This is a genomic window from Microbacterium aoyamense (assembly GCF_023155855.1).
GTDB lineage: Bacteria > Actinomycetota > Actinomycetes > Actinomycetales > Microbacteriaceae > Microbacterium > Microbacterium aoyamense.
This window is the reverse complement of record NZ_JAKNUT010000001.1, coordinates 14,148-34,692: the sequence shown is the minus strand read 5'-3', so window position 1 is coordinate 34,692 and position 20,545 is coordinate 14,148. Positions and strand designations below refer to the sequence as shown.

General features: G+C 67.4%; 28 protein-coding genes. 2 read left to right on the top strand and 26 right to left on the bottom strand.

Annotation, left to right across the window (positions count from 1 at the left end; all coding sequences use genetic code 11):
* Window positions 1–46: 46 nt before the first annotated feature.
* From MA876_RS00265 to MA876_RS00190, 16 genes are all read right to left on the bottom strand, one after another.
* Window positions 47–2,890, bottom strand: a complete 2,844-nt coding sequence (locus tag MA876_RS00265) for a phage tail tape measure protein (protein WP_248145010.1) — start codon at window positions 2,888–2,890, stop codon at window positions 47–49.
* Between the two features lie 300 nt (window positions 2,891–3,190).
* Window positions 3,191–3,643: a hypothetical protein gene (locus MA876_RS00260; RefSeq protein WP_248145008.1), complete on the bottom strand. Its 453-nt coding sequence runs from the start codon at window positions 3,641–3,643 to the stop codon at window positions 3,191–3,193.
* Window positions 3,640–4,140 (bottom strand): NUMOD4 motif-containing HNH endonuclease, encoded by a 501-nt coding sequence (locus MA876_RS00255; RefSeq protein ID WP_248145006.1) that lies wholly within the window; start codon window positions 4,138–4,140, stop codon window positions 3,640–3,642. Before MA876_RS00255 ends, MA876_RS00260 begins: the two co-directional genes overlap by 4 nt.
* 92 nt (window positions 4,141–4,232) lie before the next feature.
* Complete coding sequence (locus tag MA876_RS00250) at window positions 4,233–4,985, bottom strand: IPT/TIG domain-containing protein (RefSeq protein WP_248145004.1); 753 nt, start codon at window positions 4,983–4,985, stop codon at window positions 4,233–4,235.
* A gap of 44 nt (window positions 4,986–5,029) precedes the next feature.
* A complete protein-coding gene (locus MA876_RS00245) occupies window positions 5,030–5,440 on the bottom strand; it encodes a hypothetical protein (RefSeq protein ID WP_248145001.1) in 411 nt (136 codons plus the stop codon).
* Complete coding sequence (locus MA876_RS00240) at window positions 5,433–5,798, bottom strand: hypothetical protein (RefSeq protein WP_248145000.1); 366 nt, start codon at window positions 5,796–5,798, stop codon at window positions 5,433–5,435. Before MA876_RS00240 ends, MA876_RS00245 begins: the two co-directional genes overlap by 8 nt.
* 9 nt (window positions 5,799–5,807) lie before the next feature.
* Entirely contained in the window at window positions 5,808–6,155 is a 348-nt protein-coding gene (locus MA876_RS00235) for a hypothetical protein (protein ID WP_248144992.1), read from the bottom strand.
* A 9-nt stretch (window positions 6,156–6,164) separates the two neighbouring features.
* Window positions 6,165–6,581 carry a hypothetical protein gene (locus tag MA876_RS00230; RefSeq protein WP_248144990.1) on the bottom strand — a complete coding sequence of 139 codons (417 nt, stop codon included), beginning with the start codon at window positions 6,579–6,581 and terminating at the stop codon, window positions 6,165–6,167.
* A 1-nt stretch (window position 6,582) separates the two neighbouring features.
* On the bottom strand, window positions 6,583–6,915 hold the full coding sequence (locus MA876_RS00225) for a Rho termination factor N-terminal domain-containing protein (protein ID WP_248144988.1): 333 nt from the start codon (window positions 6,913–6,915) through the stop codon (window positions 6,583–6,585).
* 64 nt (window positions 6,916–6,979) lie between these two features.
* Window positions 6,980–7,327 carry a hypothetical protein gene (locus MA876_RS00220; RefSeq protein ID WP_248144986.1) on the bottom strand — a complete coding sequence of 116 codons (348 nt, stop codon included), beginning with the start codon at window positions 7,325–7,327 and terminating at the stop codon, window positions 6,980–6,982.
* 82 nt (window positions 7,328–7,409) lie between these two features.
* Window positions 7,410–8,609, bottom strand: a complete 1,200-nt coding sequence (locus MA876_RS00215) for an SU10 major capsid protein (RefSeq protein ID WP_248144984.1) — start codon at window positions 8,607–8,609, stop codon at window positions 7,410–7,412.
* A gap of 36 nt (window positions 8,610–8,645) precedes the next feature.
* On the bottom strand, window positions 8,646–9,470 hold the full coding sequence (locus MA876_RS00210; protein WP_248144982.1) for a hypothetical protein: 825 nt from the start codon (window positions 9,468–9,470) through the stop codon (window positions 8,646–8,648).
* Window positions 9,471–9,813: 343 nt separating this feature from the next.
* Window positions 9,814–9,966, bottom strand: a complete 153-nt coding sequence (locus tag MA876_RS00205) for a hypothetical protein (protein ID WP_248144980.1) — start codon at window positions 9,964–9,966, stop codon at window positions 9,814–9,816.
* Window positions 9,963–11,882, bottom strand: coding sequence for a phage minor capsid protein (locus tag MA876_RS00200; RefSeq protein WP_248144978.1), 1,920 nt, complete (start codon window positions 11,880–11,882; stop codon window positions 9,963–9,965). Before MA876_RS00200 ends, MA876_RS00205 begins: the two co-directional genes overlap by 4 nt.
* 155 nt (window positions 11,883–12,037) lie before the next feature.
* Window positions 12,038–13,708 (bottom strand): phage portal protein, encoded by a 1,671-nt coding sequence (locus MA876_RS00195; protein ID WP_248144976.1) that lies wholly within the window; start codon window positions 13,706–13,708, stop codon window positions 12,038–12,040.
* Window positions 13,709–13,718: 10 nt separating this feature from the next.
* Entirely contained in the window at window positions 13,719–15,053 is a 1,335-nt protein-coding gene (locus MA876_RS00190; RefSeq protein WP_248144974.1) for a PBSX family phage terminase large subunit, read from the bottom strand.
* 29 nt (window positions 15,054–15,082) lie between these two features.
* On the opposite strand from MA876_RS00190, the gene MA876_RS00185 reads away from it, so the two are divergent.
* A complete protein-coding gene (locus tag MA876_RS00185; RefSeq protein WP_248144972.1) occupies window positions 15,083–15,247 on the top strand; it encodes a hypothetical protein in 165 nt (54 codons plus the stop codon).
* 34 nt (window positions 15,248–15,281) lie between these two features.
* Here MA876_RS00185 and MA876_RS00180 read toward each other — a convergent pair whose 3' ends face one another.
* Both MA876_RS00180 and MA876_RS00175 read right to left on the bottom strand, forming a co-directional pair.
* Window positions 15,282–15,776, bottom strand: coding sequence for a helix-turn-helix domain-containing protein (locus MA876_RS00180; protein ID WP_248144970.1), 495 nt, complete (start codon window positions 15,774–15,776; stop codon window positions 15,282–15,284).
* A 246-nt stretch (window positions 15,777–16,022) separates the two neighbouring features.
* Window positions 16,023–16,172, bottom strand: a complete 150-nt coding sequence (locus MA876_RS00175) for a hypothetical protein (protein WP_248144968.1) — start codon at window positions 16,170–16,172, stop codon at window positions 16,023–16,025.
* A gap of 181 nt (window positions 16,173–16,353) precedes the next feature.
* Here MA876_RS00175 and MA876_RS00170 point away from each other — a divergent pair, with 181 nt between their 5' ends.
* Window positions 16,354–16,596, top strand: a complete 243-nt coding sequence (locus tag MA876_RS00170) for a hypothetical protein (RefSeq protein ID WP_248144966.1) — start codon at window positions 16,354–16,356, stop codon at window positions 16,594–16,596.
* A gap of 134 nt (window positions 16,597–16,730) precedes the next feature.
* Here MA876_RS00170 and MA876_RS00165 read toward each other — a convergent pair whose 3' ends face one another.
* From MA876_RS00165 to MA876_RS00130, 8 genes are read right to left on the bottom strand one after another with little or no spacing between them, the layout of a single operon-like run.
* Window positions 16,731–17,351: a hypothetical protein gene (locus MA876_RS00165; protein WP_248144964.1), complete on the bottom strand. Its 621-nt coding sequence runs from the start codon at window positions 17,349–17,351 to the stop codon at window positions 16,731–16,733.
* A gap of 26 nt (window positions 17,352–17,377) precedes the next feature.
* A complete protein-coding gene (locus tag MA876_RS00160) occupies window positions 17,378–17,578 on the bottom strand; it encodes a hypothetical protein (RefSeq protein WP_248144962.1) in 201 nt (66 codons plus the stop codon).
* Window positions 17,575–17,844, bottom strand: a complete 270-nt coding sequence (locus MA876_RS00155) for a DUF3039 domain-containing protein (RefSeq protein WP_248144960.1) — start codon at window positions 17,842–17,844, stop codon at window positions 17,575–17,577. Before MA876_RS00155 ends, MA876_RS00160 begins: the two co-directional genes overlap by 4 nt.
* Window positions 17,841–18,071 (bottom strand): hypothetical protein, encoded by a 231-nt coding sequence (locus MA876_RS00150; RefSeq protein ID WP_248144958.1) that lies wholly within the window; start codon window positions 18,069–18,071, stop codon window positions 17,841–17,843. The genes MA876_RS00155 and MA876_RS00150 overlap by 4 nt, the downstream gene beginning before the upstream one ends.
* Window positions 18,068–18,508 (bottom strand): hypothetical protein, encoded by a 441-nt coding sequence (locus tag MA876_RS00145; RefSeq protein WP_248144956.1) that lies wholly within the window; start codon window positions 18,506–18,508, stop codon window positions 18,068–18,070. Before MA876_RS00145 ends, MA876_RS00150 begins: the two co-directional genes overlap by 4 nt.
* Window positions 18,492–18,809, bottom strand: coding sequence for a hypothetical protein (locus MA876_RS00140; protein ID WP_248144954.1), 318 nt, complete (start codon window positions 18,807–18,809; stop codon window positions 18,492–18,494). Before MA876_RS00140 ends, MA876_RS00145 begins: the two co-directional genes overlap by 17 nt.
* Window positions 18,806–19,588: a hypothetical protein gene (locus MA876_RS00135; RefSeq protein ID WP_248144952.1), complete on the bottom strand. Its 783-nt coding sequence runs from the start codon at window positions 19,586–19,588 to the stop codon at window positions 18,806–18,808. Before MA876_RS00135 ends, MA876_RS00140 begins: the two co-directional genes overlap by 4 nt.
* Window positions 19,585–20,463: a hypothetical protein gene (locus MA876_RS00130; RefSeq protein ID WP_248144950.1), complete on the bottom strand. Its 879-nt coding sequence runs from the start codon at window positions 20,461–20,463 to the stop codon at window positions 19,585–19,587. The genes MA876_RS00135 and MA876_RS00130 overlap by 4 nt, the downstream gene beginning before the upstream one ends.
* Window positions 20,464–20,545 lie beyond the last annotated feature (82 nt).

Genomic DNA, 20,545 nt, shown 5'->3' with positions numbered 1-20,545 from the left:
CGTCCCGAAAATGGCCCCATCGCCCACGCGGCCCAAACGGATCAACTCAGACGCTCCTGTCATGTCGGCGGATGACCTCGATGAGCTCGCGGCCGTCGACGTTCAAGTGGATGTGTTCCTCGACGACTGTCGGCTGAGGGGCGCGAGACGGTGCGCTGCTCACGGGGGAGCCGTTCGCGTACTGCGCGGCACCCGCCGGAATGTACGTGCCGCCGAAGATTCGCGCCGTTTCGGACATGATCTGCTCAGAGCGGGCACGCTTCGACGGCGCGTGCGGGACGTACGTCTCACCGCCGGTCTCCGGCTCCGCCCACACCCGCCAAGCGCCGGCGCGCGCCATCTGCGCGACGTGGTTCTCGCGAACCCCGCCGTTGGCGTACGACTCAATGAGGTTGCCGTCCGCCGAACCAAAGCCGAACTGGTTCGCGATCTGCTGGTCGGACAGCGGTGTCCCGTCGGGGCGGGCGACGGTGACCGTGATCGTCTTATCGTTCAGCGCGGCGATCGCGTTCTGGATGCGCTCGATCCTCGTCGCGGCCTCGTCGACCTCCGCGACCATCTTCCACTCTGACTCCGTCGGAATGGCGAGGATCTTGTCGGCGAGGTCTTCCGCAGCCTGACCTGTGATGCCGAGGTCGTTGATGCGGTCGAGCAGAGACTGACGTGAGGACTCCAGCGAAGCCCGGTACTCCTCGTACCCGCCACCACTCTCGCTCGTCGCCTTCGCCGCGTCCATCGCCGCTTCGGCGATGGCGTCGAGGTTCGCCTCGTTCTCGCGACCGGCCTCGGTGTTCAGATCGAGAGAGTTCCCATGCTCAGCCAGGGCTGCGTCGAACTCGGAGAACGACTCGATGAGTCGGCGGTTCGCTTCGCGGGTGTCGAGATTGGAGCGATTCGCCTCGAAGATCGTGTCGATCAGCTCGGACAGGCTGCCCTCGAGATCTCCCACCGCATCCGAGGTCGTCATGTACGCCTCGGCGGCAGTCTTGGACGAATCGATACCGTCCTCGGTGACCTCGTTGGCCCGCTCGTTCGCTTTCGTGCCGCGATCGCGAGCTTCGTTCAGACCCTCGACCGCCTGAGTGACGGTGGTCGACAGCAGCGAGTACTCCGTGAGCGTCAGGCCCAGCTCGTCGAGCTTCGCTTTGAACTCGTCCGATCCGAAGCCCCCGGCTGCGAGCTCCTCCTTGAGCTGCTTCATCGCGGCCGCGTTGCCCTCCGCTGCGGAGGTGACCAGGTCGACGCCGATGCCTAGCTTCTCGGCGGCCTCGTACGCAGAGTCGTACTCAAGACCGAGGGCGCTCTGCCGGAGCTCCAGCTCGGCGGCGACAAACTCCCGCACAGAGTCGGCACCCTGCTTCAGCGCCGACGCGTAGCTCTCGGCGCGCTGCCGAGCCTCTGCCTGCTTCTGCGCGAGGAGGGAGACGACGGTGATAACTCCGGCGAGTGCGATGCCGACGCCTACGCCAGTGAGCGCGGTCCGGCCCAGGCTGATGTCTGCAGCGTCGAGCGTCTTCTTCAGCTCCGCGAACTTCGCCGTGAGCCCCAGGACAGAGCCCTGGAACAGCAACACGGCAGCTCCGGCCACGCCGATGACCAACGCAGTCGCCTGCACCTCGTCCGGCAGCTCCCCGTACCAGTCGACAAGCTCAGTGATCGTCTGGACCATCTCGCGCAGAGTGTCATTCGCCCCTGAGCCGGTCTTGATGAGCGCGGTCTCGAACGCGCCGCCGAGCTTCTCGACGTCGCCCGCGAGGTTGTCCTGCCTGATCGCGGCCTGCTCCGCGGCGTATCCGCTGTCGTCGACCGCGTCGGTCCACTCGTCGATCGCCTTCGCTCCGCCGGAGTACAGGATGCGGGCGGTCGTGATCTGCTCATTACCGAAGATCCGGCCGAGGGCTGCGGAACGCTCCGCTTCCGTGAGGCCGCCGAGACGGTCCTGCAGGATCTGCGAGATCGTCGCCATCGACTTCATGTTCCCTGCGGCGTCGAAGATCTCAATGCCGTACTCGCCCATGGTGCGGGTGGCGATCGCCGACGGTGCCGTGAGCGACATGAGCACGCCGCGGAGGCCGGTGCCGGCCCTCTCGCCGAGGATGCCCTGCGATGCGAGGTAGGCGAGCGTGCCGCCCGTCTCCTCGAGCGAGATGTTCAGCCCAGCTGCCACGGGCCCGACGTACTGTAGCGCGAGAGCCAGGTCGTCGACGGAGCCCTGCGCCTTACCGGCGCCAGCCGCGAGGATGTCGGACACATGGGCGGCCTGCTCGGCAGGCAATTTGAATTGCTTGAGGGTGGTCGCCATGATCTCGGCGGACCGGGCGACCTGCAACTGACCGGCGGCGGCGAGTGCGAGTGCACCGTTGAGGGAGCCGCCGACGATGTCGGACACGCTCATGCCCGCCTTCGCGAGCTCCTCCTCCGCGGCCGCCGCCTCGGTCGCCGAATAGGCGGTGTCAGCGCCCGCCTGCAGCGCTGCTTCGCCGAGAAGCTTCTGCTCCGCCGCAGTCGACATCGTCGCCGCGCGAACATTGGACATCTGCGCGTCGAACTGCGTGAACTTCACCACGGAGAGGGTGACGAGCGCCGTGACTGCGACGCCTGCCCCGATCAGAATCCCCGAGAGCTCCTTGAACGCTCGGGCTTGCTCCTCCGCCGCCTGCTTCTGCTCGCGCGCAGCCTTCTCCTGCAGACGCTGCTTTTGGGCGGCAGTGAGAGACTTCTTGCCGACCTCCTCCGTCGCCTTCGCCTGCTCGTCGAGGGGCTTCTTCGACTCCTTCGCGGACTTCGTGGTGTTCTTGACCTGGTCGTCAAGCTGCTTCAGCTCCGCCTGGGCGACCTTCGCCCCGACCGTCTGGATGCGGAACATCAGCGCGCCGGCGTCGAACGACATCCCTCACCGCCTTCTGCACCCAGGTGCCGTCGATGTCGGGGAGTCGGTAGAGCGCCGTGCGCACGAAATGCCAGGGGCGGGTGTCGAGCGTCTGATCGAGATCCGGGATCAGGCCCGACTGCGCGAGGTCGAGCTCCACCTCGCCGAACAGCTCCGGCCAGATGAGGTCGAGCAGGTCGCGGGCCGTGAGGTCGAGCGGGCCAGGTGCGGCGGCAGCGCGTTTCAGGGCAGCGGCGCGCTGCTCCTTCCACTCCCTGGGGTAGAAGTACTCCGGGTAGACGCCGTTCTCGTCGGGCCTGCCTAGACCGAACTGGGCGATGTCGGCTGGCTCAAGAGCCCCAGCCGGCGCGACAGCGCCCCCGTCGCTTTTAGGGTGCCTGAGAGACCCTCACCGCCCTCGATGTACGCTTTCACGCCGTCGAGGCCGAGGATGGTCTGCCAGAAGAACGCGGGCATGATGACGGCTTCGGCTTCGTCCTGGGAGAGCTCGTTGCCGATGCGGGCGTAGTTGAGCTGCTCGGCCTCGGGGACCGGCTCCCAGAGTCCGGTGAGCGAGTTCTGGCGGGCGCCGTCGACGGCCATGATCAGCGCGTCCGTCCACTCCTTGGCCTTGTTCTGCCCTGCGGCGACACCGAGGTAGGTGTTCGTGATCTGGACGCCTGCACGCCCCGGGAGGGGACGGACCACGATCGGGTCCATCCCCTCGAACGGGGTGATGTGGAGGTCTCTGCCAACTTTGGTGGCGGTGGTCACGCTGCGGCCTTTCGGATCGAGTACGCCCGCTGGTGGGCGTTGGTGCAGGTGCGGCACTGGCGACGCGGCCGCTTTGCACCGTCTGTCGCGGTGTAGGTGCCGTGGTAGGTGTTCTCGTCGGTGAACGGATGACCGCGTTTGCACATTGTCTGCGAGGCAGTCGGATGCACCCCGTTGGCGACAGCATCGAACATGTTGTCGCTCTGAGTGCCGTGCACGAGGTTCCGCGCGGCGTTGTTGCGGCGGTCGTCGTCGCGGTGGCGCACGAGTTGCCCGGGCGGGCATTCACCGATGAAGGCGCGTGCAACGAGGGTGTGCACGTTGCACGTGAGAGTGCGGCCGTCGCGTCGTAGGCTCACCGTCGCGTAGCGGCTGAACGTGGCTTTGAGGACTCTGTCGGTCAGAAGCGAACGGACTCGGCCGAGGTCTGAGACCTCGTAGCGACCCTCGAACCCTCGTACGGGCAGCCAGGACTCAGAGTGGGTACGATCGGTCACGTCGACTCCTAACCAGTCGGCCATGCCCCCGGCCTGTTGACGCAGGTGCGGGGGTCTCTCATGCGAGCGTACGAGAGACCCCCGACACCGACTTAGGCGGCTGTATAGGGGAACGACGCCGAGGCGCCGGCCGCGTTCGTGACGATGATCGCCGCGGCGCCCGACACGGACGCGGGGATGAGCGCGACGAGGGTGTTGTCGTCCTCGATGCGGATCTTCGTCACGTTCTGCGAGTCGATCGTGATCGCCGTGACGCCCGTGAACTTGTAGCCGCGGATGAGGATGAGGTCGCCGACCGTGAGGCCCGACGGCGACGCCGACTCGATGATCGGCACCAGGCTGCCGGCGAGCGGCGAGGTGATCTTCGGCACGACACCATCGCTCGCGAGCGTGAACCGAACGACGCCCTTGTCGGCGAAGCCGGTGTTCGCCTCCGAGTACGCGACAGAGAACTTGCCCTGCAGCACCGGCATGGTGTCGTCGAGCGCGTCCGTGAACAGCTGGAACTCGCGCTTGTTCGCCTCGCCCTCGGAGAACGCCGCGTTGACGAGATCCTTGAACCACGCCTGCGCTGCGACGATCTGCTTCGTGACGGGATCGCGGACGACCTCGACGTCGAACGTCGGCGCGTAGTTGTAGCCGATCACGTCCTCGCTGGTGCGGCCCTTCTGGCCGTACACCTCGCGTGCGACGGTGATCTTCGTCGGGTTGAGGGCGAGGTTGTTCACGTCGCCCGTGATGTTCGTGAACACGCCCGACACCTTGAGTCGGATGAGTCGCTGGTGGGCGAGCGCCACGGAACCCACCGAGGGCGCCATGGTGTCGTAGATGGTGGTGTCGGCCATGGCCGTCCTCCTCTGGTTGGATGCCGGCGCTTCCGGCGCGGTTCCTACGGCCGGCGGCCGCGGAAGTGGTAGGTCGCTGCGACCGCTGAGCGGCCCTGCGTGTCGGGGTCGAAGTCGAGTGCGGAGAACTCCCACGCCCACGAGATGCCGAGCACGTTCGGCGTGTACTCGGTCTGATCGAGGACCGCGCGGAGGTCGGCGGCCCACTGGCGGGCGACGTTCGGTGAGCCTTGGCGGCGCGTGTAGATCTGCGTGCGGTAGACCATGTCGGCGCGGCCGTCGGGGATTGGCCGGAGCGCGGTGAGGAGCGTGAACTCGTCGATGGTCGGCATGATGCCGTCGAGGCGGATGCCCTTCGCGGGGATCGACCCCGTCGGCTGGTAGACGGCGAGATTGGCGGTGTGCAGCAGCTGCGCGATCGCGCGGTTCAGGATGATCTCGGGTGCGTCAGCCATCGAGCGCCGTCTTCGCGATGATCTGCCCGAGTTCGGTCTTATTCTCCATGGCAGCGTTCTCCACCCACTTGCCCTGCGCGTTCGGGTTCTCGTCGGTGGAGAAGTTGTACTCGGGGTGCTCGTGGAGGCGGGCCGCGTAGGGCGTGTCGACGACGAGCGCAGCGCCCTCGTCGGGGTCGCTCGCTGGTTCCACGGAGTGCGCGCCGGCGAGTGTGCCGATATCCCAGGGGGATCGGTCGACGGCGAGCGTCAGGAGTCGCTGCGCCGCGAGATCCTCGCCGCGCATGACACGCTCCGCGAGCTGGTCGCCGAGCGCCGCGAATCCGCCCTGCAGCGTGACGTTGATCCGAACACCCACAGCGGCCTCCTACTCGAGGTACAGCTCGACGTGATTCGGGGTGCGGTGGTTGTACATGCCGAGAGCGGAATCGATCACCTCGGATGTGCGCTCCCGCGGGGTGCCCTTCCACACGGTCACCTTGGTCCGCGGCCGCAGGTCATGCTCCGGGAGCAATACGACCGTGGTCGACGAGGTGATCTCCTGCCCGGATGTTGCGGAGGTGGAGCGCCGGTCGACCTTCAGGCGGCTTTTCTGCTCGGCGTACGCTGGCACGTCCGGGATCGGCGCGCCCCACAGGTCGCCCTCCGCGCCGTCACCAAGGAACGGGGTGACGGTGACCCGGTGCGGCAGGTGCTTTCTGCGTAGACGCGGCATCCGGTCCTCCTACGAGTGAGCGACCGCTGAGCCAATGAGGCCGGCGTTCGTGAGGATGTCGATCGCCTTGTCGCCGATGCGCTGCGCGAGCTTGTCCCGCTCGGTGAGCCCGCTCTTGCCCGACGAGGTCGTGCCGAGCGACACGGACAGGATCGACACGGCGCCCGACGCGGCATCCACGCCGCGCGGGTCGTCGGTGTCCTGCCAGTGCTCGACGATCGCGCACGTCGCCTCGGTGAAGGCGTCCGAGATCGTCTCGTCGGTGGGGAAGCCGTCTTCGTCGGTCGTGTACGACGCGCGGCGGGTGAGCTTCTCCACCTCGACCGACGCCGACCGAAGACGCTTCGCGATCAGCGTCGTGTCTTCGACGGGCTCCTCGGCGACCTCGTTGTAGTCGTCGGGGGTCGCGTATACGCGGATCGTCATGTCAGTCCTGGCGGCCCGGTGCGGTGAAGCTGCCGTCGCCGTTGTCGACGCTGCCGGGGATCGGCTGCGCGGGACGGGCGGCGAGGATGTCGACGATCTCTTCCTTGGTCGCCTTCGACGGGACAGCGATGCCCTCGGTCTCGGCGATGTCGAGAAGGTCCTTCTTCGACAGCGTGGTCAGATCGATGAACGTCTCGACCGTGAAGCCGTGCTGACGGAGCGCGAGCTCACGTTCGGGGTGCAGCTCCTCGACGCGCGCGGTGCCGTCGATGAACTCGAGGCCAAACGCCTCGACGCGGCCGAGCTCTGGCCGCGGGTGCTGGATGTGCAGCATGATGTCTCCCTCGTGTGGTGCTGTGGCGCGGCGGAGCGGATCACGCCGCGCCACAGCCTGCGAGCTACTGAAGGGTGCCGGACGCTTCCGCGGCGGCGGTGCGCTCCTCGATCACCTTCGCGATCGCGGCGAGCTTGGCGTCCTTCTTGGTGGCGTCGCCGAGGTCGATCTCGAACTTCGCCGCGAACTCGTCGATCTGCTCGTGAGTCCACTTGTCGGTGGGTGCCTCGACCTCGACCACCTCGACGGTGACGATCTCGTCGTCCTCGCCCTCGATGGTGAAGCCGTTGTCCAGGAGTGGCCCGCGAGCCTCCTCCTCGAGCGCGGCGAGCTCGGCGACACCGTCCGTGAAGACGAGACCGGAGTGCTCGCCCGTGAAGTCGGCGTCAGGGTGCTTGATGGTGAGCGACATGATGACCTCCTGCAGGTTGTCGCGTGGGTACTGCGGGGTTGGTGGGCCGGGGCGTGTGTGACCCCGGCCCACCGGGAAGGGCTTACGCCCAGACGGGGTCCACAGCCAGGCCGCGGATGATTCCGTGTGCGCGCTCGTTGCCCCACTCGAGGCCGACCTCGCCGTAGAGCTGCTCGCGGTGCGACGCGCCGATCTTCGCCAGAGGCTCGGTGAAGAAGTGGCCGTTCTCGCCGCGGAGGAACTTCGGCTTGAGCTGCGACAGCGTCGAGACCATGAACGCGTCCGCCGGCATCCACCGGTTGAGGATCACGTTGAACACGCCGAAGTCGGACATGATCGTCGTGAGGTTGACGCCGCCGACCTCGCGCGACTGCTCCTGGTACTGACCGAACGCCTTCGCGTAGGCAGTGGAGAGGCTGCGCTTCTGGCGCGGGCCGACGACGATCGAGGCGGTGTCGTTGCCCAGTCCGCCGGACTGGAACACCTTCTCGAACAGCGCGTCGTACGTGTCCTTCACAGGACCCGATGCGGCGCCACCCATGAGCTTCGACACCGAGACCGTCGCGGTGCCGATCGTGATCGCCGCGCCGCCCTTCGTGGCCGAGACCTTGAAGGCGTTCGTCGACTTCTGCACGACGTAGTACACCCGGTCGAGGCGGACGGTCGTCGAGGCGCCCACCGAGGTGAAGCGGATCGCGTCGTTGTCCGCGAGCGGGGTGGACGTGTGCGTGACCGTGTCGGTCGATGCCGACAGCGACGCGTACGCCGTGCCGAGATCGATGACGTTGGTGGAGATCGCCTCGATCAGGCCACCGGTGCGCCGCTCGGTCGTGTTGTCGACGGGCACGTTCTTGCGCCCGAGGAGGAACGACAGCTCGATGTCGACGGCCTTCGCCTTGAGCGCGAGCTCGAGCTGGTGGTCCATCTCGTTGGTGACCGGGTTGGTCTGGTCGTTGTTCACGCCCGAGGTCTGGCCGGTGGCCGCCTGCTTCGTGTACGACACTTCGACGGTCTCCTGGTGGATCTCGACGACGTTCTTCACGTTGCGGCGGACGCGGTGGTCCGACGTCTGGGCGTTCGCGCCCTCGAGGCGGGAGCGGTTCTCCTGCGAGTTGCGGAGGTCCTCCTCCTGCCACTCGAACTCGACCGACTTGACCTCTTCGCCGCCGGTGAGGCCACCGATGGTCGAGAGGATGGGCGTCTCCGACGGGCTCACCTGGAAGAGCTCGCCGACGAAGTTGGGCAGGTTGTAGGTGGTCCCCTGCCCGGTGATTCCAGCCATGCTGGCCTCCTTGGGTTGTGCCGCGGGTGCGGCGGGCTATGCCCCTTGCGCGCGTCTCGCCGCTGCGATGGCGCGCTTGAGGCGGATGGTCGCGGAGAAGTCCTTCGCTTCCTCGGCTGCCTTCAGCTGAGATTCGAGGGTTTCCACCGTCGGGCCCGTGTGATCGCCGGCACCTGACCGGGCGGGGGGCTGTTTGAGGGCGGCGTTCGCCTGGAGCGCCTTGGTGATCTCCGCCGTGATGGCGGCCTGATCGGTCGGTTCTACCGACGCGATCGCGGTCTTGAACTGCTCGTTGGTGAGCAGAAGTGGGATGTTCGCGCCGAGCGGCGCGCCGAGGATCGCGACCTGCAGTGCGACCTGACCGGCCTTCACCTGCGCGGCGGCTGCGGTGAGAGCAGTGTCCTTCTCACCGACCTTCGATGTGAGGTCTGCGACGCTCGCCTGCAGCTTCGCCGGGTCGGTCTCGACCTGCTCGCCGCCGCCGAGCGCCTTCGCGATGTTGCCGAGGATGTTCTTCTCGGCCGCGGCGACAGCGTCGGCGATCGCCGTGTCGCGCTTCGCCTTCTCCTGCGCCAAGTCGCCCTTGACGTTCTGGATCAGGTTCCACGCCTTGTCGGGGTCGAACTTCGTCGGGTCGTCACCCCACGGGGGCTTCGCCGCGCCGTCCTTGTTCGCGTTGGCGTTCGCCGCGGCTGCAGCTGCTTGCGCGGCCGCTGCTTGTGCGGCGGCGTCTCCGGCGCCCGCTGCGCCGTTCTCACCGTCGAAGAATCGGATGCCGGCCACGTCGAAGCGGGTCGGTCGGGTGAGCGCAAGGCCGTCGCAGTTGCGGCGCGCGAACGCGGTGTGCTGGATGGTGGTCATGGTCTGCTTCTTCCCCCGGGCCTGCCGGGATCGGTGCGCCTCACCCCTGCGGTGAGGACGGAGGGCCGTGTGCCGACGCGCAGGGTCGACGGCACACGGGGATTGAGGGCGACGGTCTGACTCACCGCTTCGAGGCGGCGCTACCAGGCGGCACGGTTGAGTGACGTGGCGTCGCGGCCGGGCGCAGGTCGTGTCTCGCGTGGAAAGGTGCACGCGCTCATGACGCTGGGGACGTCATCGACAGCCTTCGCGGGGAGCACATCCACGGCCCCGTGAACCGTGGATCAGAAGCCGCGTTGACGCCCGGACATAGGTGGACCCCGCGGAGCGCGGGGCGGGAGGATCAGTCGACGGTCGTGTCGGCTGGAAGCTGGCCGCGGATCACCGCGAGGTGCGCGCGGGCGCTGTCCTCGGTCTCGCCGTCCTGGATGAAGGCGGCGATGATCTCGGCATCGGTGGCAGTCTCGACGTCGTCGAGGGACAGCGGCGTGATCACTTCAGCAGCCCCTTCCCTCGGAAGATCTCGTCGATCGCGGATGCGACAGGTTCGAAGTCCGTTGTACTCCACTGTCGCGACACGATCCAGGGCGACTCGCTCGCGCGGAACGCGGCGAGCTCCGCGAGCATCACCTTGTCGGCGGAGCGGGTCGCGATGTACTGCGCGTACGAGCGGCCCCATAGCTCGACGGGACTCATCAGGTAGTCGATGTGCTTGACGATGTCGGCCGGCGTCAACGGGTCGGCCTTCAGTGCCGCAAGCGCCCGATACGAGGCGGTCTCGGTGACCTTCGCGAGCCAATCGCGCGTGACGTTCTCCGTCATGAGCCGCGACTCGAAGTTGCGGGTCGTGGTGCCCAGCAGCTGATGGTCGAGGTAGTGGCCGATCTCGTGCGCGAACGTCAGCCGCGGCGATGGGCCGTTCATGCTCATCTGCAGGCGTGATGCGCCACCGCGATAGACGCCGTTCACACCGGGCGCGAGTCGCGCCGTCTCGACGGGCAGATGCCGGAGGCCCGTCGGGATCGTGTGGACGCGGGCGATCGATGCGCGGGCACCATACACAGCAGCGCCGAGGTCGGTGTTCTTCTTGATGCGAATGTCGACGCTCGTGCGCGGTGCCGGCGGCTTCGGGGCTGGGGTGGCGCGGATGGGTCCGCCGCGGCCGTCGGAGAAGTGCAGCTGCTCGCGGTAGGAGCGACGCTGCCGTCCGGTGTCGCGGACGAACTCCCGCATCTGCGCCTGCGCTTCGCGCACACCAGCGGCGGCGCGTGCCCGGTCGGTGTCGTTGAGTGCGGTCGCTTCGAGGCGCTTCGCCGCGCGGATCTCCCGCTCGAGGCGACGCTGCTCAGCGCGTTCCTTCTCCGCCTCAGGGTCGTATGTCGTGTCATCCTGCGGGACGGTGAGCCCGGGCAGGTACGGCACGAGACGACACCGGCAGTTCGGATGTCCCCAGCCTGCGTTCCTGGCGCCGTCGACCGTTGCGGCGACCTGCACGGTCACGCTGCTGTCGTTCGTCGCGTGGGGGAGCGTCACCGGCCCGGCGGGTGTGCCATCGGTCGAGAGGATCTTCCCGGCCCAGGCCGCGCACTTCTTGCACGAGTCGAGGCCGCGTACGACAGTGACGAGGTTCACGCCCGACTGCTGCATGCGCCACACACCCGCGTCGTTGTACGCACGGTTCACCGACGTCCGGCCGGCCATCTCCGCATACGCGCCGATCGTCCAGCGGCGGCCCGAGCGGTCGACGAACGCGGGGATGCCCTCGGCGAGGAACCGCTGCACCGCGGCGGCCTGCTGCGTGCGCGACGTCGTGATGCCGAGGAGCGTGTTCGGCGAGTGGAGGGCGATGATCCGCTGGTAGGCGTCCTGCGGGAAGCGGGTGATCCGCTGGTTCAGCACATCGAGGCGGTTCTGCAGCGACAGAGCCACCATGGCGACCGCCTGCGAGCCTGCAGAGGTGAGTGTCGTCGCCGACGTCGCCGCAGCGCCGCCGAGGAACGGCAGCGGAATAACAGCCGCCGGCACGCGAGACGCGAAGCCGAGCTGTGCGGCTGCCGCGGCTTCACCCTCGCGGGCAGCGAGCTCGATGATCTGCTGCACCATGCCCGACAGGCGCAGACGCTCCTGCGTCGCGACCGCGAGGCTCTGCAGCTCGCGGACAGCGACGGCGCGGTGTGCGGCGAGTTCCGCGAGGATGCGGTTCTGCCTGCGACGTTCGGCGACCGTCAGCCCGCCGGGTGCGATCGCCGTCGGCAGCTTCGATGCGAGCTGCATGTCTCGGGCGGCGCGCTTCGCGATCTCGCGGATCAGCTCATCCTCAGCGTCGCGGTACATGCGGGCGAGCTCGACGGACAGCTGCTCGATGATCTCCTCGACGGACTCCGCGTCAGGGTTCGGGACGAACAGCGCCACGGTTCACCGCCGATCTTGCGAACTGATCCGTCCGTTGTGCGCGAGCGCGAGATCCCGGAATAGCGGACACTCGTCGAAGTCGCCGTGAGCGAACGAAGCGACAGTGCAGATGCGGCCGCGCGCGTCCGTGTACCAGCGCTGAGAGCCGGAACCGTTCACTGCTTGGCCTGGTCGATCTCGTCGTCGCTCTGGTCGCCGCCGTCGAACGTGCCGGGGTCCGGGATGAGCGCGGCTGCTGCCGACTTCTCGTCCTGGATCGCCTTCACCTCGGCGTCGAGGTCGTCCTCATCCCAGTCGGGGCGCATCGTGCGGACACGCTCCTTGAGGGATGCGATGCCCTCCTGCAGCGCGGCGATGCGGGTCAGCTTCTCCGGGTCCGCCTGAGACACGGGAGCGAAGACGACGTCGGGCGCGACGGTCAGGTCGCCGAGGTCACCGTCACCGCCGAACACGGCCTTGTCGATCTCCAGCGCGACGAGAGCCCACTTCGACAGTGCGGCGCGGGCGTACAGCGCCTTCTTGTCGCGGGTGCGCTCGGAGTCGCTGAGGTCTGCGGTGACTTCGGTGGCGGTCATGGCGCCGCGGCCGTCGTCAATGCCGAGGTGCGATTCGCTGTAGCCGATCGTGGAGGCGATGCGGCGCAGCAGGCCCTCGAACGTCTCGAGGTGCTCCTGCACGCGAATGTCGAACTGCACCTGGTCGACGAGGGCCGAACCATCCGCCGACTTCCCGAGCGCAGCACCCACAGCGGTGAACACCTGACGGTACGTGTCGAACTTCGCGCCCTCGCCGGGCTTGCCGGACAGCTCGAGCGCGTCCTCACCGATGATGAGACGACCCTGGCCGTTGTCGACGTCGCGCATCAGCGACGACCACACCTGGTCGACCTTGTCCAGGAGATCCTGGATGCCGTCGAGGTCGGAGCGGCCGAGGTTCGCGAGCGGGCCCAGCTTCCGCCAGTCCCGCACCGGGCGGGCGTTCGGCATGTACACGACCGCGAGACGGTCCGAGCCGGTACCGATCCGCACAGACAGGGGCAGCGCGCCGGGGTTGGCGATCGCCACCGCGAGGTCGGACTCGTTGCGCAGCTGCTCGTAGTGCGCCGTCTCCGGGCGGGATGAGATCGGCACGAGCGCGCCGAGCGTCTTCTCCGTGCCGCGGTACAGTGCGTACTCGATCGTGCCGGGCTCGTGGGTCTCGACGAGACGGAACACCTCGTTGCCGTCGCGATACTCCGACCACAGGCGCACAGACGCGAGGCGACCGTAGCGGAACGTGGGGATCGCGCAGTCTGCGGCGTACGCCTTCGGGAAGACGTGGTCCGAGACTGTGGGGTCCCAGGCGACCGCGAAGTACGAGCCGCCGAGAGCAGCCGCGTACTCGCCGAGCAGCAGCATCTCAGCGTGCGCCTCATCGGTGCCGATGATCGCGTCGAGACGGTCCTGAGCCTGGTGACGCCACTTCGTGACCGTCTTCGACTCGTCCGCGTCAGCGGCCGGCGTCTCCGCGCTGTCCGGCTTACGGAAAAGCACCTGAGGTGCCTCGCCGAACAGCAGATCGGAAGACAGCGTGCACAGGTCGGCGGCGAGCGGCAGATGCATCTTCATGCGCTGCTCGTCGACCTCGACAGGCTGACCCCACCACCACTTCGACAGGGTGCCGAGCACGCCGCCACGGAACGAACGCCCGTTTACGATGTGCGTCTGCGGGCCGCGGCCGCTGTAGATCTCCGAGAGAGTCTGCGTGTCACCAGCCCACCAGGCGTCGAGCTCCTTGAACCGAGCGAACGCGATGTCGAACGGTTCCGGAGGCCAGGTGTCAGCCATGACGCTCCTCTCAGGCGGCGAGCTTGATGTAGCGGCGCCAGACGTTCTCGGTGGTGGTGACGTCGTATCGGCCGGCGTCGATGCTGTGGTCCGCGATCTTCAGCGGCTTGTCTTCGCCCTTTTCGGTGGCCTTCGGGTCCCACGCGTAGCCGGGTGCTTCCTTGATGAAGCCGGGGCATCCGCGGTTCGGGTTCGCGTCGGTCGGGGCGGCGACGAGGAGGTGGCCGGAGGCGATGAGGGATGCCATGAGGCGCAGACCGTACAGCACGTCGTTGTCGGCGTCGGTCGAGGTGATGCCGTGCGTCTTGCGCAGCTCCACCTTGAACGATGCGGCCGACGGGTCGATGATCGTGAACCGCGGCGCCAGCTTCGACTGAGTGGAGGCGGGCAGGTGTCGATCGTTGAGCCACAGCATGAACGCACGGCCGAGCTCGCCGTCGGTGAGCTTCTGCTGCGCAGCCTTCGAGTCGTGCCGGAACTCGTCGACGAAGAACAGGCGCGGTGTGGGGCGGCCGAGGCGGTCGATCTCTGCCGAGACGCCGAGGATGATCGCGGCGGTCGGGTTCGTCGTGCCGTAGTCGAGCGCGACGGCGATCAGCTCGCGCATCTCGGGGAGCTTGTCCCACGGGATCGTGTGGATGTCGGGGTCCCACATGTCGAATACGGCGCCCTCGGCGGCGACCCACAGGCCCTGAACGAACCGCTTGTGCCAGAGGCCTGTGAACTCAGCCTTGATCTGGTTCTTGTAGTCCTCGGTGAGTGCGGGGTTGTCGTCGAGCTGGAAGTGCCAGGAGCGCCAGCCGGCGAGACCCGCGCCGATCCGGTCGAGAAACTTGACCTTCAGCCAGTGTGCGGGGCTGTCAGGGTTCGTGGTGCCGAAGAGCTTCGCTCCGGGCGGGCTCATGCGGCCGAGCAGCTGGGTGAAGAACTCCTCCGGGATGACCGTGACCTCGTCGACGTAGGCGAGAGCGACGGTGAGACCGCGGAGCACCTTCTCGGACTTCGCATCCGATGCGCCCAGCACATGAACAGTGCGACCGAGGATGCGGCCCGTGGGAGCGCCGGCCGTGTAGTGCACGAGCCGAGCGAGCGGGCCGAACAAGCCAGCATTCATCAGCGGCTCGAACACGTTGCGGTACGCGGAGTCGCGTGTGCGGGCGATCACAACGATCACGCCGCCCTTGGCGAACAGGACCGCCATGAGGAAGCGCAGCAGGCTAACGATCGTCTTCCCCGAGCGGATCGCGCCCTCGAAGATGTTCACGCGAGCCTTCGACTCACGCAGCGACCGCATCTGCTGCGGGCCGAGAACGTCGGACTTCTCGTCCTGGTCGACGTCGCTCATCGGCGGTACCACCTGATCGGCATCACCCGTTGGTCTTCGCGGACCGGTGCGTCGTGCTCGAGGACAACGACGCGAAGGTGCTGGCGGATGCCTGCCCACTTCCCGCGCTGCTGCACGCGGGCTTCGACGACCTCGTACGATCGGCCGGTCTGCGTGCGGATCATGTCGCCGGGGGCGAGGACGAACAGTCGTGAGTCGACGTACAGGCCGACAATCGCTCCGGTGGGGCTAGGCATCTTCGTGCAGACCGAGCTCGAGGATCAGGTTCATCAGCATCGACTCGGCCTCAGCGACGCCCTCGTCGTCATCGTCATGGATGAGCTCACGGGCGTCCTTGAGCGCGAGCGACGCCGCTCGATGCAGGTTCAGCAGGTCACCGGTCGGCGCACGGTCGAGAGTGTGCTCCTCGTACGTGTTCTCTTTGCCGCCGAAGTTGAACGCCAGGAACGGCTGATCGATCGCCACCAGATGATCGGCGGCCTTCGCGAACAGCTCGTCGATGAGCTCGAGGCGTCGGACCTTCAGGTCATGTGCTCGAGCAGCCGTCGCCGACGCGGTCGCAGTGGCCCGATCGAAGGTGAGTCCCTCGTCCTTCGCGATGCCGGAGACCGACGACGGAGCGATACCAAGCTCACGGGCAATGGCGTTCCGCGGCATGCCCTCGCCGATCAACCTGATCGCGCGTGCGCGTACGACAGCCTCGACCGGGCGACCTTGGGCCATGGTTCACCTCGATCGTGCGGCGCCTGTCCGCGTTCGGAGTGTCAGTCGATGGTGTCGAGGTCGTTGCTGAGTTCGTCGCAGCAGACGAGGCCGGGGAGTGTGCGGGAGCCGCAGTGTTCGCAGGTCATCGGCGTCTCGGTTCTCTGCAGTAGCGGCACAGTTGAGCCCAGGGGCTGACGGCGGGGCCCAGGCCTTGCTGCCAGGAGTGGATGCCGACGATGCAGAGCCAGCGGAAGCCGAGTGCCATCAGCGGGTGAGCTTGAGGCGACGGCAGGATTCGCAGGTGCTTGCCTTGTGGATCGCCGGCATGTCGCAGTGGGTGCAGATGCGCAGCGCGGGGTTCCGGCTGGGGATCATCGAACCGCCGCATGCGCAGGTCTTGGCGGTGAGCGTCATCGCGCACCTCCTCTCACGAGTGGCCCGCCGTCCATCGTCGCTCCGAGTGCACGGCCGTGCCGCGAGGGCCGGCGCTTGCGCGTCAGTTGTGAGCGTGTGGCGGCGGGGCAGAAGGACCCGGCGCCCTGGGGAAGACGCCGGGAGAATGGCGGAGCCCCTCCATAGGCTGGAGGCCCCGCGCATGGGGCTCGGCGAAGGAGGGGTTGAGATGGCAAAGCGCGTGGTGCTGCACTATGGCGGCGAGAAGTTCGAGCTTCCCGCGAACCAGGCTGATGCACTGGAAGGCATCGAGGACGAGACGGGGACGATCTCGCTGAATGCTGGCGGTGGGAAGTGGATCACGTTCGTCGCGGGCCCAGGGATTCCGGCGCTGCTGGAGACGTGGGATGAGGAAGAGGTCGACGTGCTCGACACCATCCGCTGACGGAAAGAGCCCCGGCGCCTGGGGGAAGGGTGCCGGGGCTCTGACGTTCTCGGGGTGGGCGCAGTGCTCCACCATCTACAGATGATCGTTGCGGGTTTCGCGAATAAACGCCAAGACGCAGCCGGCGTTTCGCGCTAGAGCAACGCGGCCACGACGGCGGAAACGGACAGGGCGAGGGAAAGGGCCGTGGCGATAAGAGCCACGGTTACCAAGCCTCGGCGATCGGTGCGATCCACCGCTCTGATCTCGGCGACAGGAATGTCGATCAGCGGACTGCGGACCGTTACCGACGGCCTCCCATCGGTCACCGCAGAGAAGGCTCCTGTTGCGCGCTTTCGGATCAATTGGGGGTCGATTCTGGCGACCGTGGCCCCGCCGTCGATATCCTGATCTGCCCACGTGAAACCGATAGTTGAGTTGGTCGTCGTGCTCGTGTCAGTGACGAGCATTGGGGGGTTCACTTCGAAATCGAGCGGGTTGTCGTCGTCGAATGCGGATGTGGCGATGTCGGCGCGGCTCGCTGACTCCACCGCGACTGTGAGGAGGTACGGGTCTTGGAGCTCGACGTCGCCGCGCATCACTCGAAGCTTCGCGTGAGCAGCGCCGTCGCGGATGAGTGGAACTGACTTGACGGTGTAGCGAATCTCCCTCTTCGCGAACTGCCGCCGGTAGGTCCGCCAGGCGAAGTAGAGCCCCGCGAGGCTCGCAACCGCAGCGAGGGCGCCGACTGCACCCCAGAAGATTCCCCAGTCCATGCACTGAAGATATCGGCGGACGGGATTCAGCGTCGATTCGGGGTTCCGCGAGGCCGTCCGCGCTTCACTTCGGACTCGATCCGCCGGACTGCTTTCGCGAGAATCTCCGTCACGCCGTGCGCGTTCACGCGGGTCGCGAGGCGGCCCTGATCGATCCAGGCGTAGATGCGGGAGCGGTGGCGGCCGACGAGCACGGATGCCTCGGCGATCGTGATCCATTCCTTCACAGCACCAGGCCCTCGTGTGCGGCGCAGCGCGGGTTCCCGGCGTTGACCATGCAGGCGTTGCAACCGTAGATCTCGGCGCACGTCGGGCAGACGGGGAACTTCGCGAAGTCGCGGGTCGGTCGCCACGTCTTACCGCATAGCGCTGTGATGGCGACTCCGTCGAAGACCGCGCGTTCGATGTCGGTCTTCTTCGCAAAGTGGGCGAACAGGTCGTGTTCGCCGGCCTCGGTCGTCGTGGTGGTCTTTTCGAGGGTGTCGGTGCTCATCGGAGGATGCATCCCTGGTGTGGGTTCGAGTGGGTGCCGCACTTCGTGCAGCATCGGCTGGCGTGCTCGTCGAGCGCCCGCCGGTACTCGGGGTACTGGTCGGCCTGCCATTCCATGGTCGCGAGCGCGCGCAGGTGCTCGTCCTCGATCGAGAGGATGGCGGCGAACTCCTGCACCTTGGCGAGGTCGTCCGGCGTCGGCGTGCCGCCACACATGAACGCGGTCATAGGGTGGCCCTCGCAGTTTCCCAATCGCCAGCCGGGACCGCCTTGCGTCGGCGCAGGATCGTTCCTCCCCACAGGTTCGCGAAGTGCGCGGCATCCGCGAGCTTCGACCAGACCTCAACCCGATCCTCGACTGTCCGGCCGTACTCCCACTCGGTCGCAGCGGTGGGGCCAGCGCGACGGAAGCCAAGAGCCCTGACTGTCGCAGTGAGCTTCGGGATGAGATCGTTCGATTCGAACGACACACCCGCTTCGTACAGCGTGCGGTAGAGCGCTTGAGCGAGATCGTAGGCATCACGTTCGGTGAGCAGGTCGACGCCTGCCTTGCACTCAGGGCACTCCTCTGCCGCGTGGTTGGCGTCTCCACCGTGCGTCGCTGCTCGCGCTCGCGCGGCGTCGATCGCCTCGCGGATCGCGTAGTCCTCATCCTGCGTGACCATCGGGAACCACCTCCCACGGGCCAGCGGGGCGACGGCGGACGATCCGGTCGGCTGCGAGGTAGCTCTCCGAATCGAGCTCTACCTCGGCGGCGTCGTGCGTTTCGAATACCTCGGCACCGTCGGTTGTCCAGCCGTCGCCCTGGGGATAGGCGATGCTGTACTCCCACCCGCCCGTGGGCGGGGTTCCGATCGTCAGGAGCGCTGCGCGAGCTCGATCGAGCGCGTCGATCATCCAGCCACGATCCTCGAAGTCTCCCTTCGCGATTTCGTCGGCGAGCTCGAGGATCACCTTGGCGGTCATGATGCGTTCCTTTCGATGAGGTGGGCGGGGGTCTGGATGGTGTACAGCGAGCTCGTGCGCTGATGGCAGTCGCACGGGCAGGACAGGGACCGGCAGCGGTCGTGGTGGCCGTGCTCGCACGCCTCCGACCCGTGCCAGCGTTCGGCGGCGTCGTCGCGGATCTTGTCGAGCTCCTCGCCGCAGTTCTCGCACTCGACGACCGTCGCGCCGCGGACCTTCCGCTTCCGGTTCTCGAAGAGGGCGAGTTGACCGCAATGGGGGCAGCGAACCCGTTCGAGCTGCAGCGGCTTCGACTCGACCTCGACGGACCGGAATGCGCGCTCGGCGGAGTGAGCGAACATGATCGCGTCGCGGGCGCCGGCCTCCGTGTGCACCCAGGCGTCGAGTGTCGCCCCGGCGCGTGAGCGGAGGAGGCGTGTGCACTCGTCGAGCAGCAGCATCGTCAGCGGCAGGTTCGTGTAGCCGTCCGGGGTGGAGCCCTTGATGCCGCCGCCCTCGGCGCTCACCGCGCGGCCCTCGGTCTCGACGACGAGGCGAGCGAACCGCGGCCACTCCAGCTGCGCCGCCTCGACACGCTCCCAGCACCAGTTGCAGAGGAAGCCGTGGTCGGCCTTGCGGGGGAGGCATCCGCCGCATGTCGGCTCGCCAAGCTCGGCACCCTGATGCTCCGCGATCGCCCGGTTCACCTCCCGGTCGGGGCAGAGGATGCCGTGCTTGCCGCGGATCGTGCAGCGTCGGATGCCGGGGATGCCGGTGTTCGTGATGCAGAGGATCGTCATGCCGCGGCCCCCGGAGGTGTCGAGATCTCGTCGAGCACGGCCTTCAGGCGCTCTGCGACAGTGTTGGCGCGCTGTATCGCGGACACGATGTCGTCGGCGATGTCGCGGCGATCACGCCCTGCGACCTCGGCGAGTATGCCGCGGGCGACGGTCTCGGCGTCGAGCTGCCATGCGAGCCCGCGGAACGCCTTCGGTGTGTCGTCGCCGTATTCGGCGAGTCGGTCGATCTCGGTCAGCACGTTGGTCACTGTCAAGCGGTTCGACCGGTACGCGCTCTGCCCCTCGTCGCCGAGCACCTGGCTGAGCCGAGTGATCTCGCGCGACTGCTCGCGAACCTTCTCGCCGAGCCGATCGGCCTCCTTGTGCCAGTGCGCGCGGTCCGCCTCGGCTGCGACGTCGGCGTACCCGACACGGGCGAAGATCGTGCCCCAGGCCTCGGCGAGGATTGAGCGGTCAGGCTCGAGCTTCGGTGCGTCCCGCACGATCGTCATGAATCGATTGCGGCTCGGCGGGAGCATGATGCCCCACTCAGGCGGGATCGGGATGCCCTCGATGATCGACGCGCTCGAGATCACCAGCCACCAGCGGTTGCAGTACCGCATCCACGCGTCGGCCTTGTGCGGGTCGGCGACCTCAGCCATCACGTCGGCTCGATTGACCTTGATCTCGTGACCGATGATCGTGCCCCGGCCGCCGGTCGTGATCGGCAGGTACAGCGCGTCGGCACGGCGCAGGCCGTGCGGCGCCTGGATCTCGGAGATCAGCCGGCCACCTGCAGGCTTCGACGGCGGCGGCGCGTAGTGCTTGTCGAGCAGGTCGAGCATGTCCTTCGCAGTCCGCCTCGGCGCAGGCTTCTCGAGTCCGGGAATTGTCATGGTGTTCACCTCTCGCTGTTCGGGTTGCTCAGCGCCCAATGCGCGAGCCGAAGAAGGCCGACCGTGCCGAGGAAGCACGCGA

Excerpts from the sequence above, each read along its gene's own strand:
- MA876_RS00265 (WP_248145010.1), bottom strand. The coding sequence starts at position 2,890 with ATGTCGTTCGACGCCGGCGCGCTGATGTTCCGCATCCAGACGGTCGGG.
- MA876_RS00250 (WP_248145004.1), bottom strand. The coding sequence starts at position 4,985 with ATGGCCGACACCACCATCTACGACACCATGGCGCCCTCGGTGGGTTCC.
- MA876_RS00245 (WP_248145001.1), bottom strand. The coding sequence starts at position 5,440 with ATGGCTGACGCACCCGAGATCATCCTGAACCGCGCGATCGCGCAGCTG.
- MA876_RS00235 (WP_248144992.1), bottom strand. The coding sequence starts at position 6,155 with ATGCCGCGTCTACGCAGAAAGCACCTGCCGCACCGGGTCACCGTCACC.
- MA876_RS00230 (WP_248144990.1), bottom strand. The coding sequence starts at position 6,581 with ATGACGATCCGCGTATACGCGACCCCCGACGACTACAACGAGGTCGCC.
- MA876_RS00225 (WP_248144988.1), bottom strand. The coding sequence starts at position 6,915 with ATGCTGCACATCCAGCACCCGCGGCCAGAGCTCGGCCGCGTCGAGGCG.
- MA876_RS00220 (WP_248144986.1), bottom strand. The coding sequence starts at position 7,327 with ATGTCGCTCACCATCAAGCACCCTGACGCCGACTTCACGGGCGAGCAC.
- MA876_RS00215 (WP_248144984.1), bottom strand. The coding sequence starts at position 8,609 with ATGGCTGGAATCACCGGGCAGGGGACCACCTACAACCTGCCCAACTTC.
- MA876_RS00210 (WP_248144982.1), bottom strand. The coding sequence starts at position 9,470 with ATGACCACCATCCAGCACACCGCGTTCGCGCGCCGCAACTGCGACGGC.
- MA876_RS00195 (WP_248144976.1), bottom strand. The coding sequence starts at position 13,708 with ATGGCTGACACCTGGCCTCCGGAACCGTTCGACATCGCGTTCGCTCGG.
- MA876_RS00190 (WP_248144974.1), bottom strand. The coding sequence starts at position 15,053 with ATGAGCGACGTCGACCAGGACGAGAAGTCCGACGTTCTCGGCCCGCAG.
- MA876_RS00180 (WP_248144970.1), bottom strand. The coding sequence starts at position 15,776 with ATGGCCCAAGGTCGCCCGGTCGAGGCTGTCGTACGCGCACGCGCGATC.
- MA876_RS00175 (WP_248144968.1), bottom strand. The coding sequence starts at position 16,172 with ATGACGCTCACCGCCAAGACCTGCGCATGCGGCGGTTCGATGATCCCC.
- MA876_RS00170 (WP_248144966.1), top strand. The coding sequence starts at position 16,354 with ATGGGGCTCGGCGAAGGAGGGGTTGAGATGGCAAAGCGCGTGGTGCTG.
- MA876_RS00165 (WP_248144964.1), bottom strand. The coding sequence starts at position 17,351 with ATGGACTGGGGAATCTTCTGGGGTGCAGTCGGCGCCCTCGCTGCGGTT.
- MA876_RS00155 (WP_248144960.1), bottom strand. The coding sequence starts at position 17,844 with ATGAGCACCGACACCCTCGAAAAGACCACCACGACGACCGAGGCCGGC.
- MA876_RS00150 (WP_248144958.1), bottom strand. The coding sequence starts at position 18,071 with ATGACCGCGTTCATGTGTGGCGGCACGCCGACGCCGGACGACCTCGCC.
- MA876_RS00145 (WP_248144956.1), bottom strand. The coding sequence starts at position 18,508 with ATGGTCACGCAGGATGAGGACTACGCGATCCGCGAGGCGATCGACGCC.
- MA876_RS00140 (WP_248144954.1), bottom strand. The coding sequence starts at position 18,809 with ATGACCGCCAAGGTGATCCTCGAGCTCGCCGACGAAATCGCGAAGGGA.
- MA876_RS00135 (WP_248144952.1), bottom strand. The coding sequence starts at position 19,588 with ATGACGATCCTCTGCATCACGAACACCGGCATCCCCGGCATCCGACGC.
- MA876_RS00130 (WP_248144950.1), bottom strand. The coding sequence starts at position 20,463 with ATGACAATTCCCGGACTCGAGAAGCCTGCGCCGAGGCGGACTGCGAAG.